At 45.3% G+C, this 16,005-nt stretch carries 12 protein-coding genes; 7 read left to right on the forward strand and 5 right to left on the reverse strand.

Annotated features, from left to right (window positions below):
- Window positions 1-6 precede the first annotated feature (6 nt).
- Window positions 7-1,704 carry a two-component system sensor histidine kinase YpdA gene (gene ypdA, locus AB4H76_RS07425; protein WP_000544359.1) on the reverse strand — a complete coding sequence of 566 codons (1,698 nt, stop codon included), beginning with the start codon at window positions 1,702-1,704 and terminating at the stop codon, window positions 7-9.
- A 375-nt stretch (window positions 1,705-2,079) separates the two neighbouring features.
- On the opposite strand from ypdA, the gene alaC reads away from it, so the two are divergent.
- Window positions 2,080-3,318: an alanine transaminase gene (gene alaC / locus AB4H76_RS07430; RefSeq protein ID WP_000785931.1), complete on the forward strand. Its 1,239-nt coding sequence runs from the start codon at window positions 2,080-2,082 to the stop codon at window positions 3,316-3,318.
- Between the two features lie 64 nt (window positions 3,319-3,382).
- Here the strand turns inward: alaC and ypdK are convergent, their stop codons facing one another.
- Both ypdK and lpxP read right to left on the reverse strand, forming a co-directional pair.
- Window positions 3,383-3,454 carry a membrane protein YpdK gene (gene ypdK / locus AB4H76_RS07435; protein WP_010723117.1) on the reverse strand — a complete coding sequence of 24 codons (72 nt, stop codon included), beginning with the start codon at window positions 3,452-3,454 and terminating at the stop codon, window positions 3,383-3,385.
- 355 nt (window positions 3,455-3,809) lie between these two features.
- Window positions 3,810-4,730, reverse strand: a complete 921-nt coding sequence (gene lpxP, locus AB4H76_RS07440; protein ID WP_000484404.1) for a kdo(2)-lipid IV(A) palmitoleoyltransferase — start codon at window positions 4,728-4,730, stop codon at window positions 3,810-3,812.
- A 352-nt stretch (window positions 4,731-5,082) separates the two neighbouring features.
- On the opposite strand from lpxP, the gene AB4H76_RS07445 reads away from it, so the two are divergent.
- Window positions 5,083-5,325 (forward strand): YfdY family protein, encoded by a 243-nt coding sequence (locus tag AB4H76_RS07445; protein ID WP_000609275.1) that lies wholly within the window; start codon window positions 5,083-5,085, stop codon window positions 5,323-5,325.
- 76 nt (window positions 5,326-5,401) lie between these two features.
- Here the strand turns inward: AB4H76_RS07445 and ypdI are convergent, their stop codons facing one another.
- The gene (gene ypdI / locus AB4H76_RS07450; protein WP_000867631.1) at window positions 5,402-5,677 is read right to left on the reverse strand and encodes a colanic acid biosynthesis lipoprotein YpdI; all 276 of its coding nucleotides are present in this window, start codon (window positions 5,675-5,677) and stop codon (window positions 5,402-5,404) included.
- A 295-nt stretch (window positions 5,678-5,972) separates the two neighbouring features.
- On the opposite strand from ypdI, the gene AB4H76_RS07455 reads away from it, so the two are divergent.
- From AB4H76_RS07455 to yfdE, 5 genes are all read left to right on the forward strand, one after another.
- On the forward strand, window positions 5,973-6,608 hold the full coding sequence (locus AB4H76_RS07455) for a YfdX family protein (protein WP_000825600.1): 636 nt from the start codon (window positions 5,973-5,975) through the stop codon (window positions 6,606-6,608).
- 512 nt (window positions 6,609-7,120) lie between these two features.
- Window positions 7,121-8,371, forward strand: a complete 1,251-nt coding sequence (gene frc, locus AB4H76_RS07460) for a formyl-CoA transferase (protein ID WP_000106766.1) — start codon at window positions 7,121-7,123, stop codon at window positions 8,369-8,371.
- A 53-nt stretch (window positions 8,372-8,424) separates the two neighbouring features.
- The gene (oxc, locus tag AB4H76_RS07465) at window positions 8,425-10,119 is read left to right on the forward strand and encodes an oxalyl-CoA decarboxylase (protein ID WP_001283501.1); all 1,695 of its coding nucleotides are present in this window, start codon (window positions 8,425-8,427) and stop codon (window positions 10,117-10,119) included.
- Window positions 10,120-10,188: 69 nt separating this feature from the next.
- Window positions 10,189-11,133, forward strand: coding sequence for a transporter YfdV (gene yfdV / locus AB4H76_RS07470; protein ID WP_000955028.1), 945 nt, complete (start codon window positions 10,189-10,191; stop codon window positions 11,131-11,133).
- 73 nt (window positions 11,134-11,206) lie between these two features.
- Window positions 11,207-12,352 carry a CoA:oxalate CoA-transferase gene (gene yfdE, locus AB4H76_RS07475; protein WP_077492228.1) on the forward strand — a complete coding sequence of 382 codons (1,146 nt, stop codon included), beginning with the start codon at window positions 11,207-11,209 and terminating at the stop codon, window positions 12,350-12,352.
- A 55-nt stretch (window positions 12,353-12,407) separates the two neighbouring features.
- Here yfdE and evgS read toward each other — a convergent pair whose 3' ends face one another.
- Window positions 12,408-16,001, reverse strand: a complete 3,594-nt coding sequence (gene evgS / locus AB4H76_RS07480; protein WP_001326970.1) for an acid-sensing system histidine kinase EvgS — start codon at window positions 15,999-16,001, stop codon at window positions 12,408-12,410.
- Window positions 16,002-16,005: the final 4 nt, after the last annotated feature.

Here is a 16,005-nt window from a genome sequence, read left to right on the forward strand (position 1 = left end):
TCCGGCTCAAAGCAATAACGTAGCCTGTGAGGCGACTGGGGTGCGTTGGTTAGGAATGTAAAACGCAATTTCCGTTCCTGGTTCCAGGCGGCGGATATGCAGCCCCTCGCCATACAATAACTTCACGCGATGATGAACATTCAGCAGGCCAATTTTATTGCCCGGCATTTCATTCGCTTCGACCCGCTCAATCACCTTTGGATCGATGCCGTGCCCGGTATCCCGCACCGCAATGCGTACCCGATTGCCGCACTCTGCAACGCTGATGGTGACAACGCCTTTACCTTTGCAAGGCTGGATACCGTGGACAATGGCATTCTCCACCAACGGCTGGATCAGCAGGCTGGGAATGCAGCAATTCACCTCTTCATCAATATCATAGATAACCGTGAGCTTGTCGCCAAAGCGGGCCTGCTCAATGGCAATATAGTCTTTAATTTGATACAGCTCTTTTTTGATATCGATTTGCTCATCGTCTTTTAATTCAATGTTATAGCGCAGATAACGCGACAGATTAAAGATCAGCTGGCGAGCGGTATCCGGATTCAGACGGATTGACGATGAAATAGCGTTCAAAGCGTTAAACAGAAAATGGGGATTAATTTTGCTTTGCAGGGCGCGAAGCTCTGCCTTATTTGCCATTTCACGTAGCTGCTCGGCGCGTGAAACCTCCAGTTGCGTGGAGATGATTTGCGACAGACCAACCGCCATTTCCTGTAATGACGAGGTTATCTGATGTGCGTGGCAGTAGTAAATTTTCAGCGTTCCGGTCACAACGCCTTTCTCCCAAAGCGGGATCACCAGCATCGAGTGGATTTCCGGCGTACGGTGGGCTTCATCATTGTTTTTAATGATGATTTTTCCGTAATTCATCGCCTGACGGGTCGTCGGGCTAATGAAGTCATCGCCATTCTGATAGTTATGCTCACCCACGCCAACATAGGCCAGCACATGATCGGTATTAGTAATCGCCACCGCATCGGCGTGAATGTCATCGCGGATAATTTCGCAGACCTTGCGTAATGACTCGCTATTGACATGGCGAAACAGCGGTAGCGTTTTGTTGGCGATATCCAGCGCCAGCTTGGCCTGCCGCGCGGCGCTGGCCTCTTTTTCGCCCTCAACGCTTTGCACCAGAAGCACAATAAAGCCGATACAGACGCTACCGAGGATCATTGGAATGCCGATTTTAGAGACGATATCGATCCCCAACGCGGTAGTTGGTGCCCAGACAATTACCAGAATCATGGTCAACGTCTCACACAACATGCCGCCGAGAATACCGACGCGCCAGCGCTGTGCTTTGGGGATTTTCAGGTTGATCCAGCCCGATATACAACCCGCCAGAATGCTGGTGATAAAGCAGGGGATCGCCGTCACGCCGCCGATATCAATTAAATACCGGTGAATACCCGCAATCACGCCGGTAATGATGCCTACCCACGGGCCAAACAGAATCCCGCCGGACATCACCGCGATAATACGTACGTTCACCAGCGAGCCTTCTACGGGAACGCCGGACCAGGTGCTGAACAGGGCGAACAGCGAGAAAATGGCGGTAACGGCGAGCAATTCTTTTGGGGAGTGCGCCGACTTGTGCAACAGTTCGCGAAACAGGCGGATACGGATGAGAAAGAACAGGCAGATAAGCATTAACGCTGCCCGATCGAAGACCGCCAGCAGCATGTTGAATATTTCGTGCACGGGTGACTCTGAATAAGGATTAAACCTCTATGATAGGTAACCTGAAGGCTGATGACCAGCAGGCCGTTTTTGAGGAAAAACCACAATTTTAAAAGGGGATTGATAGATAAATGGTGTATTAGCAATGCATCTCTTGATAATGCACTTCTGGTTAGTAAATTTATTGAAATTATTATGTTAATAAAATGAGTGGTAATTTTCTTGTTAGCGCAGATAAATTTCCTGTTTTTAAAGCAGAGTTCCTCATTTAACGTCATTAATAAAATGTTCTAAAACGCTGGACAGACAGAAATTAATCAGGCTATTTTCAAAACAGCCACCATCGTGGCAGCGTCGCTCGGACGGTCCGGGCGCTAACGTTAATCTGAGGAAATTATGGCTGACACTCGCCCTGAACGTCGCTTTACGCGCATTGATCGTCTCCCGCCCTACGTTTTTAACATCACCGCTGAACTGAAAATGGCTGCGCGTCGGCGCGGCGAAGATATTATCGATTTCAGCATGGGTAACCCGGACGGTGCGACTCCGCCGCATATCGTCGAAAAATTATGTACTGTGGCCCAGCGCCCGGACACGCATGGTTACTCCACTTCACGCGGCATTCCGCGGTTACGTCGCGCCATTTCCCGCTGGTATCAGGATCGCTACGACGTTGAAATCGACCCGGAATCAGAAGCCATCGTCACTATTGGTTCGAAAGAGGGCCTGGCGCATCTGATGCTGGCGACGCTGGATCATGGTGACACGGTGCTGGTGCCGAATCCAAGTTACCCGATCCATATTTATGGCGCGGTGATTGCCGGGGCGCAGGTACGCTCAGTGCCGCTGGTGGAAGGTGTCGATTTCTTCAACGAACTGGAGCGAGCCATTCGTGAAAGTTATCCGAAACCGAAGATGATGATCCTCGGCTTCCCGTCAAACCCAACCGCGCAATGCGTGGAACTGGAGTTCTTCGAAAAAGTAGTGGCGCTGGCGAAACGCTACGATGTGCTGGTGGTCCATGACCTGGCCTATGCCGATATCGTCTACGATGGCTGGAAAGCGCCGTCAATTATGCAGGTACCGGGTGCACGCGATGTGGCAGTCGAGTTCTTTACGCTGTCGAAAAGCTACAACATGGCGGGCTGGCGTATCGGCTTTATGGTTGGCAACAAAACGCTGGTCAGCGCCCTGGCTCGTATTAAAAGCTATCACGATTACGGCACCTTTACGCCGTTGCAGGTGGCGGCGATTGCGGCGCTGGAGGGCGATCAACAGTGCGTGCGCGACATTGCCGAACAGTACAAACGCCGCCGTGATGTATTGGTTAAAGGGCTGCATGAAGCGGGCTGGATGGTTGAAATGCCGAAGGCTTCGATGTATGTCTGGGCGAAAATCCCGGAACCATATGCGGCCATGGGATCGCTGGAATTTGCCAAGAAGCTCCTTAACGAAGCGAAGGTTTGTGTCTCGCCGGGGATTGGCTTTGGCGACTATGGTGATACGCATGTTCGCTTTGCACTGATTGAAAACCGCGACCGTATTCGTCAGGCCATCAGAGGGATTAAAGCGATGTTCCGTGCCGACGGTTTACTACCCGCCAGCAGCAAACATATTCACGAAAACGCGGAATAAACACCGTCGTCAGAAATGCAAACAGGAGCCTGATGGCTCCTGTTTTTCATTGCACAGTTTGCTTTTAGATCATCAGGGCAAAAGTACCGGCCCAAACGATGACCATAAAAGAAATGCCCATAAAGAAATATTTCACTTTACATCTCTCCGCGTAATTACTGTTACGCCTGAATGACTTCATTACACCTGATACAGTGAGTTGACACCGGGCAAAGCGACCTTAAAAGCCCTGTATTTTACCGTGGGCATCACCCCAGAATTCTGAGCTAAACTGCTCGAGACGGCGCTAATGTACGCCTAAAACTGAAACGAGACAAGAGGCATTTTCTTATTTACTTTTAGTAACTTACAAGTGTCTCATATCGGCGACAGTTTAATTTCTGACGGTAATAATTATATATTCAGCGAAGGAAAAAACCTTAAGAAAAAAGCCATAAAAACCATGAGGTTATTATGGCCGATTTGAGGAGGGAAAGAGTAAGAGCAGTTTGTTAAATGTACAACGACGATTCTCCCACCGGGCGCGTTTTAAAGCGACGGTGGATCCAGAGGTACTGCTCCGGTGCGCGCATGATCTCTTTCTCGATAATCTTGTTCATATAGGCAGCGGCTTGATTTTCATCTGTCGGGTAGCCTTCCATCTCTGGGGTGATGAACAAACGATATCCGCTGTAATCCGCTTTTCTTACCATCGTTACGGTCAACATGGCTGCGCCAGAGAGACGGGAGAGAACATAGGTGCCATTGGTTGTGGCGACATTTTCCACCGCAAAGAACGGCGCGAAGGAGCTGCCTTTACGACCATAATCCTGATCGGGAGCAAACCATACCGCTTCACCTTTCTTCAGTGCACCGACAATGCCGCGCAGATTATTTCTGCCGATCATCGCTTTGTTAGAGCGCATGCGCCCACGGGTCTGCACCCATTCCATCAGCTGATTATTATGTGGACGATAGGTAGCCATCATTGGTTGGCACAGTCCCATCACGCGGCCGCCCAGTTCCAGCGACATAAAATGGACGCCGACAACCATTACGCCGCGATTTTGCATTTGTGCGCGTTTAAGGTTATCCAACCCTTCAACATCAAACCATTTACGTACGCGACTGTCGGGCCAGAACCATGCCATGCCGGTTTCTACCAGCGCCATGCCGAGTGAACGAAAGTTTTCGGCAATCATCTTCTCGCGTTCTTCCGCAGAATGCTGCGGGAAACAAAGTTCCAGGTTTTTACGGGCGATAGATTCACGACGTTTCAGGAATGGTCGCGCCATTGCGCCAATACGCGTGCCGAGAAAGCAGAGAACAGGATAAGGAAGCTGTACCCAAAGCCAGAGTACACCAAGCCCAAACCATGTGAGCCAGTAGCGAGGATGTAGAAACTCGCGGGAAAATTTGCATTGTGGAAACATAGTTACCTTCTGTAGATACGAATTGTTGTATCGCAGAAGATTCCATGTCGACAGCGGTACACTCAATTGGTTGGGCCATCATGTACGACAATGGTTCCTGTAAAGAGTGTAAAGACTAGTCAGGACATAACCACGAGGAGCATGAATGCGGTATCTGTACTTTATCACTCGCTGACTGCTTTCAGCTACTGATTATTAATCGTGCAAAGTAAATATTTTTCCGTACACAACAGTCTTGCATTTAACATGCTGTTTTCATTGATGCTTAGCAAAAATTGCCAGAGGTTAAGGATTGTCTTACTATTAAAGTGACTGAAGTTACAGGTTTTTTAGCGCGGCAGGAGGTTGAGCTATGATTAATTTATGGATGTTTCTCGCCCTGTGTATTGTCTGCGTAAGCGGCTACATCGGTCAGGTACTGAACGTGGTATCGGCGGTCTCTTCTTTCTTCGGCATGGTGATCCTCGCTGCACTCATTTATTACTTCACCATGTGGTTAACTGGCGGTAATGAACTAGTGACGGGGATATTTATGTTTCTTGCCCCGGCTTGTGGCTTGATGATTCGCTTTATGGTGGGGTATGGCAGGCGGTAGTGGGTCAGGATGGCTCATTTGGGCAGGTGTTCACATCAGCATCAGACATGATTGTTCACCTGCCATGTGAAAGACGCTATCGCACAGGATGAATAAGATAATTCGCCTTTGTCGGAAAAGGGGGCGGCATTTCTTCTGTGAGGTTTAATGGTGGCGCATCTTCTCTCATCTTAAACAAAATCGCCTGTGATGGCTGAAGTTTTGTAGAGTGTGTGGTCGTCATCGCTGATGTTTTTTCAGTCTCTTTATAGCTCCTCTCACTTCCACCACCCGAAATGGAAAATGCAAAAACATTGCATGCCATAATAGAGACCAATAAAAATAAGCTGAAAAGTATTAAGTTTACTTTCATAGAAAGTTATCCTGAAAATGGTTCACTGAGAACCTACGATGTTATGGCTGTATTTACATTTAATTAATCAGTATTTACATCGATATAATAAATGACATCTCTTTGTGGTATATAAGAATAGTTCTCTGCGACAGGAAGCATATTCCTACAATTGTAAGACTAAAATACTTCTTGCGATAATAACTACAACTGTAAGATAACCCTTTCAAAATGACCGTTGCTCTCTGATTTCTCATTTCATGCTCACCCAATATGATGGCGGCGTTTTCTAAAACTGTTAAAGAATGAGGTAAGTATGAAACGTTTAATTATGGCCACGATGGTCACAGCAATTCTGGCATCTTCAACTGTATGGGCTGCTGATAATGCTCCGGTAGCGGCACAACAGCAAACTCAGCAAGTTCAGCAAACCCAGAAAACGGCAGCGGCAGCAGAGCGTATCTCTGAACAAGGTTTATATGCGATGCGTGACGTGCAGGTAGCGCGCCTGGCTCTGTTTCATGGCGATCCAGAAAAGGCAAAAGAACTGACCAATGAAGCTTCCGCTTTGCTGTCAGATGACAGTACCGAATGGGCAAAGTTCGCTAAGCCAGGTAAAAAGACCAATCTCAATGATGACCAATATATTGTCATTAATGCATCTGTCGGAATTTCTGAGAGTTATGTAGCAACTCCCGAAAAAGAAGCCGCGATAAAAATTGCCAATGAAAAAATGGCGAAAGGGGATAAAAAGGGCGCAATGGAAGAGCTTCGCCTGGCCGGTGTTGGCGTAATGGAAAACCAATATCTGATGCCACTTAAACAGACTCGTAATGCACTTGCTGATGCGCAGAAACTGCTTGATAAAAAGCAATACTACGAGGCAAACCTGGCGCTTAAAGGTGCGGAAGATGGAATCATCGTCGATAGCGAAGCACTGTTTGTGAACTAATGCTGACAGGCAGTATATTGAGGTAAAGGATTTAACTCCCTCCAGCCGACAATTTTTTATGACCACAATACGACAGGTTGTGGTCATAAAATTATTTGGCGCTCGCGGTGCTATAAACTCGCATTTTATATTCCTCAAAGTAAACCGCAATAATCCCGTGTCATCACAAATCATTTATTATGTTATGTTTTATGGTACGCTTTAAAAAGCGTAATCATACCCTTGCTTGTAAATCACCGGCGCTTCTTACAGTTGTAAGAATAACATCACAAATGTCGCGACTCTCTCTGATTACCACGAATCAATATTTATCATATTCTTCTTTTCGTCCTCACTACTTACCATGCAGAAAGGAATTGGAAGTGGCGATGAAATGATTTTCAGCACTTGATACAGGATTTTAAAAATATCGAGTGCAGCTACGACGATATTTTGCGGGTTATTTATAGAAGATATTACGCCTTAAATAAACGCTAAATTAACACATATTTAATTAACTAATAGGTATTGCTATGTCAACTCCACTTCAAGGAATTAAAGTTCTCGATTTCACCGGTGTGCAATCTGGCCCATCTTGTACTCAAATGCTGGCCTGGTTTGGCGCTGACGTTATTAAAATTGAACGTCCCGGCGTTGGTGACGTAACGCGTCACCAGCTGCGAGATATTCCTGATATCGATGCGCTTTACTTCACCATGCTTAACAGTAACAAACGTTCTATTGAGTTAAATACCAAAACAGCGGAAGGCAAAGAGGTAATGGAAAAGCTGATCCGCGAAGCTGATATCTTAGTCGAGAACTTTCATCCAGGGGCCATTGATCACATGGGCTTCACCTGGGAGCATATTCAAGAAATCAATCCACGTCTGATTTTTGGTTCGATCAAAGGGTTTGATGAGTGTTCGCCTTATGTGAATGTAAAAGCCTATGAAAACGTTGCTCAGGCAGCGGGTGGCGCGGCATCCACTACGGGTTTTTGGAATGGTCCGCCGCTGGTAAGCGCTGCAGCGTTGGGTGACAGCAACACCGGAATGCATTTGCTGATCGGTTTACTTGCTGCTTTGCTGCATCGTGAAAAAACGGGGCGTGGGCAACGAGTCACCATGTCAATGCAGGATGCCGTATTGAACCTTTGCCGCGTGAAATTACGTGACCAGCAGCGTCTCGATAAATTGGGTTATCTGGAAGAATACCCGCAGTATCCGAATGGTACATTTGGTGATGCAGTTCCCCGCGGTGGTAATGCAGGTGGTGGCGGTCAGCCTGGCTGGATCCTGAAATGTAAAGGCTGGGAAACCGATCCTAACGCCTATATTTATTTCACTATTCAGGAGCAAAACTGGGAAAACACCTGTAAAGCCATCGGCAAACCAGAATGGATTACCGATCCGGCATACAGTACAGCCCATGCACGACAGCCACATATTTTCGATATTTTTGCTGAAATCGAAAAATACACTGTCACTATTGATAAACATGAAGCGGTGGCCTATTTGACTCAGTTTGATATTCCTTGTGCACCGGTTTTAAGTATGAAAGAAATTTCACTTGATCCCTCTTTGCGCCAAAGTGGCAGTGTTGTTGAAGTGGAACAACCGTTGCGTGGAAAATATCTGACCGTTGGTTGTCCAATGAAATTCTCTGCCTTTACGCCGGATATTAAAGCTGCGCCGCTATTAGGTGAACATACCGCTGCTGTATTGCAGGAGCTGGGTTATAGCGACGATGAAATTGCTGCAATGAAGCAAAACCACGCCATCTGATATTAACGGGGGCTTCTGGCTCCCAATTTATAAAAATTTCGAGGTTATTAATCATGTCAGATCAACTTCAAATGACAGATGGTATGCATATCATCGTTGAAGCATTAAAACAGAATAATATTGACACTATTTATGGTGTTGTAGGTATTCCTGTGACGGATATGGCACGCCATGCCCAGGCGGAAGGCATTCGTTATATTGGTTTTCGTCATGAGCAGTCGGCAGGCTATGCCGCTGCGGCAAGCGGTTTTCTTACCCAAAAACCGGGGATCTGCCTGACAGTTTCTGCGCCAGGATTCCTCAATGGTTTGACCGCATTGGCCAACGCAACGGTAAATGGTTTTCCGATGATCATGATTAGCGGCTCCAGCGACCGCGCGATCGTCGACCTACAGCAAGGTGATTATGAAGAGCTGGACCAAATGAATGCGGCAAAACCGTATGCCAAAGCAGCATTTCGCGTTAATCAGCCGCAGGATCTTGGCATTGCATTGGCACGCGCTATCCGGGTCTCTGTATCGGGTCGCCCTGGCGGAGTTTATCTTGATTTGCCAGCAAATGTCCTGGCCGCGACGATGGAAAAAGACGAAGCGTTAACCACGATTGTTAAAGTTGAAAATCCGTCGCCAGCATTATTGCCATGCCCGAAGTCAGTCACTAGCGCAATTTCGCTTTTAGCAAAAGCTGAACGGCCATTAATTATCCTTGGCAAAGGCGCGGCGTATTCACAAGCTGATGAACAGCTTCGTGAATTTATTGAAAGTACTCAGATTCCATTCCTGCCAATGTCTATGGCGAAAGGGATCCTTGAAGATACGCATCCACTTTCTGCGGCAGCTGCGCGTTCGTTTGCCCTGGCAAATGCTGACGTTGTCATGCTTGTTGGTGCACGACTGAATTGGTTATTGGCACACGGTAAAAAAGGATGGGCGGCAGATACACAGTTTATTCAACTGGATATTGAACCGCAGGAAATTGACAGCAACCGCCCCATTGCTGTGCCAGTCGTTGGTGATATTGCATCCAGTATGCAAGGTATGCTGGCAGAACTGAAACAAAACACATTTACGACTCCACTGGTATGGCGCGATATTTTAAATATCCACAAGCAGCAAAATGCACAAAAAATGCATGAAAAATTAAGTACAGATACTCAACCATTAAATTACTTTAATGCATTAAGTGCTGTGCGCGACGTATTGCGCGAGAACCAGGATATTTATTTAGTTAATGAAGGTGCAAATACCCTGGATAATGCACGAAATATTATTGATATGTATAAACCACGTCGTCGTCTGGATTGTGGTACCTGGGGTGTCATGGGCATCGGTATGGGCTATGCCATCGGTGCTAGCGTGACTTCTGGTTCTCCGGTTGTCGCCATTGAAGGTGATAGTGCTTTTGGTTTCAGTGGGATGGAAATTGAAACGATTTGTCGATATAACCTGCCGGTGACGATCGTTATTTTTAATAATGGCGGCATCTACAGAGGAGACGGTGTTGATCTCAGTGGCGCTGGTGCACCATCACCAACGGATCTGATGCACCATGCAAGGTATGACAAATTAATGGATGCGTTTCGTGGCGTTGGCTATAACGTCACCACGACAGATGAACTTCGTCATGCTTTAACCACCGGTATTCAGTCGCGCAAACCGACCATTATTAATGTGGTCATCGACCCTGCAGCAGGAACTGAAAGTGGCCATATTACCAAACTTAACCCAAAACAAGTCGCTGGTAATTAAATACTGACATCGTCTCCTCTTGCCAACTCATTATGCGATGGTGAGGGGACCCTTATCGGAAATACTATTATGCTAACATTTTTTATTGGCGATTTATTGCCTATTATCGTAATCATGCTGTTGGGTTATTTTAGCGGCAGACGAGAAACTTTTTCAGAAGATCAAGCCCGCGCATTTAATAAACTGGTATTAAACTACGCGCTTCCTGCGGCTCTATTTGTTTCTATTACCCGGGCAAACAGGGAAATGATTTTTGCGGACACTCGTCTGACCCTTGTATCACTTGTGGTTATTGTCGGATGTTTCTTTTTCTCCTGGTTTGGTTGCTACAAATTTTTTAAACGTACCCATGCAGAAGCAGCTGTATGTGCATTAATTGCGGGTTCACCTACCATTGGATTCCTGGGGTTTGCAGTTCTCGATCCTATTTATGGTGATTCCGTATCAACAGGTTTAGTGGTAGCAATTATTTCTATTATTGTTAACGCAATTACTATTCCTATTGGTCTGTATTTGCTGAATCCTTCCTCAGGAGCGGATGGTAAGAAGAATAGTAATCTGAGCGCATTAATTTCTGCGGCAAAGGAGCCAGTAGTATGGGCACCTGTTCTGGCAACGATCCTGGTGTTGGTTGGGGTAAAAATTCCGGCAGCATGGGACCCAACCTTTAATCTGATTGCGAAGGCTAACTCAGGGGTAGCGGTATTCGCTGCGGGGTTGACTCTGGCTGCACATAAATTCGAGTTCAGTGCCGAAATTGCTTATAACACCTTCCTGAAGCTGATTCTGATGCCACTGGCACTGCTTCTCGTTGGTATGGCATGTCATTTGAACAGCGAACATCTGCAGATGATGGTACTGGCAGGCGCATTACCGCCGGCATTCTCCGGAATCATTATTGCCAGCCGGTTTAATGTCTACACCCGTACTGGTACAGCGTCATTGGCTGTGAGCGTACTGGGCTTTGTCGTCACGGCTCCCTTGTGGATTTATGTCAGTCGACTGGTTTCATAATTAATCATGTTATTGATTTTACATAAATGCCGAAGTGTCTTTTCACCTTCGGCTTTTTTCAAGGCATAAGCAAATGACAAATAATGAAAGCAAAGGGCCGTTTGAAGGCTTATTAGTTATCGATATGACACATGTCCTTAATGGACCTTTCGGAACTCAACTTCTTTGTAATATGGGCGCAAGGGTAATTAAAGTTGAGCCGCCGGGTCATGGTGATGATACCCGCACATTTGGTCCCTATGTGGATGGACAGTCACTCTATTACAGTTTTATTAATCATGGCAAAGAGAGTGTGGTTCTTGATTTAAAGAATGATCACGATAAAAGTATATTTATAAATATGCTCAAACAAGCTGATGTATTAGCTGAGAATTTTCGCCCAGGTACAATGGAAAAACTGGGGTTTTCATGGGAAACGCTTCAAGAAATCAACCCGCGCCTCATATATGCTTCATCGTCAGGTTTCGGACATACCGGTCCGCTAAAAGATGCTCCTGCCTACGATACCATCATTCAGGCAATGAGCGGGATAATGATGGAAACAGGATATCCTGATGCTCCGCCAGTGCGCGTTGGTACATCTCTTGCGGATCTATGCGGCGGTGTCTATTTATTCAGCGGAATAGTGAGTGCACTTTATGGCCGCGAAAAGAGCCAGAGAGGGGCGCATGTCGATATAGCGATGTTTGATGCCACGCTGAGTTTTCTGGAGCATGGTCTGATGGCATATATCGCAACTGGGAAGTCACCACAACGTCTGGGAAATCGCCATCCCTACATGGCACCTTTTGATGTTTTCAATACTCAGGATAAGCCGATTACGATTTGTTGTGGTAATGACAAGCTTTTTTCTGCGTTATGCCAGGCACTGGAGCTTACGGAACTGGTTAATGATCCCAGATTTAGCAGCAATATTTTACGCGTACAAAACCAGGCTATTCTTAAACAATATATTGAGCGGACGTTAAAAACGCAGGCAGCTGAAGTTTGGTTAGCCAGAATACATGAAGTTGGTGTACCCGTCGCGCCGTTATTAAGTGTGGCTGAGGCCATTAATTTGCCACAAACTCAGGCGAGAAATATGTTGATTGAAGCCGGGGGAATAATGATGCCGGGTAATCCGATAAAAATCAGTGGCTGCGCGGACCCGCATGTTATGCCGGGAGCGGCAACGCTCGACCAGCATGGGGAGCAAATTCGCCAGGAGTTCTCATCATAAATGTAAGATGTGCTGGTAAATAGCTCCCACATTTGAACATTGTGGGAGCCGCTATTTAGTCATTTTTCTGACAGAAAACAGCAATCTCCTGATCCAGCTCTGCAATGTGTTCTTTTACAGAGTTCAGCAACTGAAGAATTTCAGGCTTACTGTCATCTGAAACAGGTGTTATTTCTAACTGATGGCTAATATTAATCAACTTTTGCAAATTCAGGATGTTAGCCGCACCGTGGATGCGATGAATACACTGATGGAAAGTTCTGTTATCGCCAGCTTCTAGTGCTTGAAACGCAGCGGGTAGATCTTTATGCGTTTCATGCTGGAAAGTCATGAGAATCTCCTGCATCAGTTGTAGATCGTTCGCCGTATTATTTTTCAGGGCTTCGATATCAAGGTGGCGATACTGAGGTGCAATATGCGCAACCTGGTGTAACTGACTTAAATGTGTTTTCAGTACATCCAGGGTCAACGGTTTGAACAAACATAAGTTCATGCCGCAACTTAACCCTTTTTCACGTTCGTTAGCCTGTGCGTTGGCTGTAAGCCCCCAGATGGGTAAGGAAGAATTTTGCTCACGGAGTTTGCGAGTCAACTCAAAACCATCCATATTCGGCATATTAACGTCAGTAATAAGCAGATCATAATGTTGCATACTGACTTTGTGTAGCGCTTGCACACCATCAGTGGCTTCATCAACATCATATCCTAATAGATTTAGCTGGCGTTTGAGTAATAGCCTGTTGGTCGGATGATCATCCGCGATTAATATGCTCAACTTTTCAGGTAGTGTGATGGGTTGTTCTGCTTTTGCCTCGACAGTCGCCACTTGCTGGCTAATTTCTACCGGGATTGTGATCGTAAATGTTGTTCCTATGCCTGGATGACTTTCTAATGACAAATCGCCCTGCATATTTTTAATTAATTCTTTGCAGATCATTAAGCCTAAACCAGAACCTGTTTGCTGACGACCTGCACTTGTTTGGCTGTAGCGTTTAAACAGTTGTTGTTGTTCTTCCTGCGATAATCCACTTCCAGAATCCATAATCGTCATTTTGATAACAGCGTGGTTGTCATCAATGTGACCCAGGGAGGTCGTAATTTTTACTGCCCCCTCGGTGGTAAATTTGAGAGCATTACTCAGTAAATTTGATAAGACCTGCTTAAACGCCTGAGGGTCGATCTTAACCAGGTAATGTTCAGGAAACGTACTGCTGCAACTTAATGCGATCGATTTGCTTGCAGCAATCGCACCGAAAGAGTGACAAGTGTTCTGGACTAAAGTAGGGATATCGACCCATTGTGGTTGAAGTTGATAGTTACCCGATTCAATTTTGTCGACATCAAGGATTTCACCAATTAAGCCGAGGAGTGATTGTCCGGTGGCGTAGGCAAGTGAAATCGCCTCCACCCGTTGCTCCTTGCTAAGACCAGAACCCGACAGAAGTTCCAGGAAGCCCATAATAGAGCTTATTGGTGTTCTTATTTCGTGACTCATCGTTGCCAGAAACTGACTTTTTGCTACGGTAGCCTTTATCGCTTTATTTTTTTCTACCTCGAGTGCATTAATTAGATCACGCGTTTCAGTAATATCTTGCCAACCACAAATATATACTGCATTGTCACTTGCAGGAAGATTGCATAATGTATGCCAGTGATTAATGCATCTTTTCTCGATGCCATTATCAATTTCAAATACCTGTGTGTATATTGTTCGATTTTCTTTCGTTTCTGCTGTGACTTCATGCGCATTAGAAAAAACATCTTTAAAGGGTGAGTCACTGTTTTCTAATGGTAACATTGCATTTTTGTAGTAATCCGCAGTGAAATAATGTTCAAAAGCACTATTATGACTAATGACATTACCTTGCCAGTTTACAACATAAGTTGGATTCGGTAAGGAATCCGAGAGTGCTTTTCGGAATGATATTTGGTTTTCTAAATCACCCTGAATGACTTTACGACGACGAACTGAGCGTAACAGGTAGAATCCCCATAAAAGGCTACTGCCAACTAATAAAACGGATAATGTCGTAACAATATAAAATTGCTCGCTATATAGGTCCCATGTGTCAATGGTCACATTGGGCATTTTAATCCATTTTTCCGTCAGGCGCAGAACTTCGCTTGGGGGAATTGCATTCAGTGCTTTATTAATAATATCCTTAAGTTCCGGTTCTCCGCGAGGAAAAGCGAACGAAAGCGATGCATTCGGAACGCCAGGAATAAGAAAATGATAAAGTTCATTAGGATAGTAATGATCGATCATGTAACGCGAATTTAGCTGTGTCGCGACCAGAGCATCAAGTTCACCTTCCTTAACCTTGTGAAATGCAGCGCTGGCATTATCGACCTGTATCCATTCAACCTCCGGATACATCTCTTTTAATTGCGAATGCAGCTCATAATAATATGGAATGGCAACTTTCATTCCTTTTTTTAATGTTTGTTCACTGTCAGGCGCTTTTTGCATGACAAAAACGTAAGGCGTTGTTATGAAGGCTTCAGCAAATAAAACATTATTTTCTCGATCTTCACTATAAATAGCGCCAGGTATTATATCCCATCCTCCGGGGCTAAGCTGTGTTCCAGCATGGATATTGTGTGAAACGGTGATCGGAGAAAAATTTAAACCTGTTTGCAAGGTAATAATATTAAGAATGTCCCCCATAACGCCCCGAACCGAGCCATTTTCATCCGTCATAGAATAGGGGGGCGAGTAAGGATTTTCCAGCACCTTTAAATTGGGATGCTGCTTAATCCACTGTTTTTCATGTTCAGTGAGTTCTAATGGTTTGTTCAGAAAGGCCAGGTTTCCTGTATCAAGCCAATTTTGTGATACTTCATAGCGAACTTCATTTGTTAAAGCATCAACAAATCTATTGAGTACTTCATTAAGAATGACAGATTCTTTTCTGGTCAAGAAAAAATTATATTGACGCGGCGAGTTATAATATTTCACTACATTTAAGGAGTGAGTGAAATAGCGGGAAATCATACTGCTGGTAATGATGTTACTACCAATAAAGTAATCATTGTGCCCAGCTGAGACGGATGCTAATGCCTGATATAAATTTGTAAAAGAGATAATTGTTGCTTTTGGAAATGATTGATGAATTACCTCGTCTGGGGGGTAATTTGCTACCCGAGCAATATTTACTGGTTTTGGTGAGGTAAGCGGTCGCATTGAGTCGTGAAGGGTGGTTACCAGCGCCGGAAAGGTAATTATCAATGGTTTGGTTGCAGCAATGTCATTATTAAGAGGCGGCGAAGTAACTAAATGTGATAACACTATATCGACTTCACCTTCTGCAAGCGCGTCCATTGCTTTTTGATGATCTGCGTATTCCCGGAGTGTTAATTTGATATTTAACGCTCTTTTTAAAAGATTTAAATAATCAGCATTAATACCACGAACCCGTTGCTGCGAATCGGTATGCAACAACGTAGCCGTTTGGGACTTATGTACTGCAATCACAAGATTTTTTTTGCTCGCTAACCAACGTAATTCCTTGTTGCTCAGACGTAGTGGATCAAGTGTGACACGGTTGTTACTACTGATGCCACGATATTCGATGTAATCTTCGTCTGCGAAACTTATGGTCGACCAAAGACCACAACAGAGAAGAAAAATATAGGGTAAAAACTTCATGTGG

Source organism: Escherichia sp. UTM R2, assembly GCF_048593455.1.
In the GTDB taxonomy this organism is placed as follows: Bacteria; Pseudomonadota; Gammaproteobacteria; order Enterobacterales; family Enterobacteriaceae; genus Escherichia; species Escherichia coli.

Bases quoted from the DNA above. Each gene is read 5' to 3' on its own strand.
- alaC (WP_000785931.1), top strand. From the start codon at position 2,080: ATGGCTGACACTCGCCCTGAACGTCGCTTTACGCGCATTGATCGTCTC.
- lpxP (WP_000484404.1), bottom strand. From the start codon at position 4,730: ATGTTTCCACAATGCAAATTTTCCCGCGAGTTTCTACATCCTCGCTAC.
- AB4H76_RS07445 (WP_000609275.1), top strand. From the start codon at position 5,083: ATGATTAATTTATGGATGTTTCTCGCCCTGTGTATTGTCTGCGTAAGC.
- ypdI (WP_000867631.1), bottom strand. From the start codon at position 5,677: ATGAAAGTAAACTTAATACTTTTCAGCTTATTTTTATTGGTCTCTATT.
- AB4H76_RS07455 (WP_000825600.1), top strand. From the start codon at position 5,973: ATGAAACGTTTAATTATGGCCACGATGGTCACAGCAATTCTGGCATCT.
- frc (WP_000106766.1), top strand. From the start codon at position 7,121: ATGTCAACTCCACTTCAAGGAATTAAAGTTCTCGATTTCACCGGTGTG.
- oxc (WP_001283501.1), top strand. From the start codon at position 8,425: ATGTCAGATCAACTTCAAATGACAGATGGTATGCATATCATCGTTGAA.
- yfdV (WP_000955028.1), top strand. From the start codon at position 10,189: ATGCTAACATTTTTTATTGGCGATTTATTGCCTATTATCGTAATCATG.
- yfdE (WP_077492228.1), top strand. From the start codon at position 11,207: ATGACAAATAATGAAAGCAAAGGGCCGTTTGAAGGCTTATTAGTTATC.
- evgS (WP_001326970.1), bottom strand. From the start codon at position 16,001: ATGAAGTTTTTACCCTATATTTTTCTTCTCTGTTGTGGTCTTTGGTCG.